Raw genomic sequence first — 1,786 nt, 5'->3', positions numbered from 1 at the left:
GGGGCTGATCGTCCGGAGGTGGGTCTGGGGTGCGCTCGCCGGCGCACCTATGCTGGAGCACGGGGTCCTTCCCGACGACGGCCCCCACCTTCTCCCTGCCGCCCACCTCTGCGAGGCCTCACCCATGCTGCGCACCATGTTCCATGCCAAGATCCACCGGGCCACGGTGACCCAGGCCGACCTGCACTACGTCGGCTCGGTGACCGTGGACCAGGACCTGCTGGACGCGGCGGGCATCCTGCCCGGCGAGCTCGTGTCCATCGTGGACGTCACCAACGGCGCCCGTCTGGAGACCTACACCATCCCGGGCGAACGCGGCTCGGGCGTGATCGGCATCAACGGCGCCGCCGCCCGCCTGATCCAGCCGGGTGACACCGTCATCCTCATCGCCTACGGGCAGATGGGCGAGGAGGAGGCCCGCACCTTCACCCCCACCGTGGTGCACGTGGACGGGGACAACCGGATCGTCGAGCTCGGCCACGACCCCGCCGACGCGATCGTGGATGGCACCTCTCGCCCGCCGCAGTCCCGGAGCTTCGGCGAGGCCCAGGCGGAGCTGTGACCGTCGGCTGCCCGGTGACGGGGTCCGACCGCATCACCGACCGCCCCGGGGAGGCCGAGGCCCCTGCGCTTGAGCGCACCGTGGACGAGCAGGGCCGGGCGACGTGGCACGTCCGGTCCCTGGCCCTGGTCCGCGAGGTCCTGCGCCGCAGCGGCGAGGTCCACCAGTCCGGCTTCGGCTCCGAGGCGGTCCGCCAGAGCATGCCGCTCACGCGCTGGCCCGTGCTGTGGGCCGACGGGGACGAACACCGCGCCCAGCGCACCAAGGTGGCCCGCTACTTCGCGCCCACGGTGGTGGACACCCGGTACCGGGAGCTCATCGAGGCCCGCGCGGACGCCTTCCTCGCCCGCCTGGACGCCGGCGAGGCCGTGGACATGTCCGAGCTGACCCTGCACTTCACCGCGCAGGTGGCCGCCCAGGTGATCGGCCTGACCGACTCGGACCAGGAGGCGATGGCCCGGCGGCTCGTCGGGTTCTTCGACCAGCCCGCCGCCGTCCTCGAGCCCGGCGCCTCCGGCTGGCGCCGCCTGCTGTCCCTGCCCGCGGCGCTGCCCGGCTCGCTGGAGCTGCTGCGCTTCCACCTCAAGGACGTCCGGCCCGCGCTGAAGGCCCGCCGCGCCGAGGCGAGGGAGGATGTGCTCTCCCATCTGATCGCAGAGGGTTACTCCGAGCTGGAGATCGTCATGGAGTGCGTGACCTACGCCGCGGCCGGCATGGTCACCACCCGCGAGTTCCTGCAGGTCTGCGCCTGGCACCTGCTCACGGACGAGGACCTGCGGATCCGGTTCCTCGGGGCCGACTCGGCCGGGAGGCGGCGGATCCTCCACGAGCTGCTCCGGCTGGAGCCGGTGGTCGGGCACCTGCTGCGCCGGGCCGTCGTCGACGTCCGCCTGATGACGGAGCAGGGCGAGGTGACGATCCCGGCCGGCGACCGCCTCGACCTCTACGTCCGGGCCGCGAATGCGGACCCGGCGATCGGCGACGACGGGAAGCGGCTGTGCCCGGAGCGCACCATGCCTTCAGGCGTGCGGGCCGAGCTGATGAGCTTCGGGGACGGGCCCCACCGCTGCCCGGGAAACACCATCGCGATGATCGAGACCGAGGTGCTGCTCGAGCGGCTGCTGCGCCGGGACGTGGAGCTCGTGGGGGAGCCGCGGATCGAGTGGGAGGACCTGATCGCGGGATACGCCGTGCGTGGACTCGTGCTCCGCCAGGGGGTGCCCG

Annotated in this window: 2 protein-coding genes; both read left to right on the top strand. The window is 72.9% G+C overall.

Annotation, left to right across the window (positions count from 1 at the left end):
- The first annotated feature begins 124 nt into the window (after nt 1–124).
- A complete protein-coding gene (gene panD / locus MLY01S_RS11815) occupies nt 125–562 on the top strand; it encodes an aspartate 1-decarboxylase (RefSeq protein WP_067192421.1) in 438 nt (145 codons plus the stop codon).
- A gap of 14 nt (nt 563–576) precedes the next feature.
- On the top strand, nt 577–1,786 hold a 1,210-nt coding region (locus tag MLY01S_RS11810), incomplete at its 3' end, for a cytochrome P450 (protein WP_255218030.1).

The sequence above is a fragment of the Micrococcus lylae NBRC 15355 genome (assembly GCF_001570885.1).
Lineage (GTDB): Bacteria > Actinomycetota > Actinomycetes > Actinomycetales > Micrococcaceae > Micrococcus > Micrococcus lylae.
The sequence above is the reverse complement of the archived record's forward strand: the minus strand, read 5'-3'. Positions and strand labels throughout refer to the sequence as shown.

Excerpts from the sequence above, each read along its gene's own strand:
- panD (WP_067192421.1), top strand. The coding sequence starts at position 125 with ATGCTGCGCACCATGTTCCATGCCAAGATCCACCGGGCCACGGTGACC.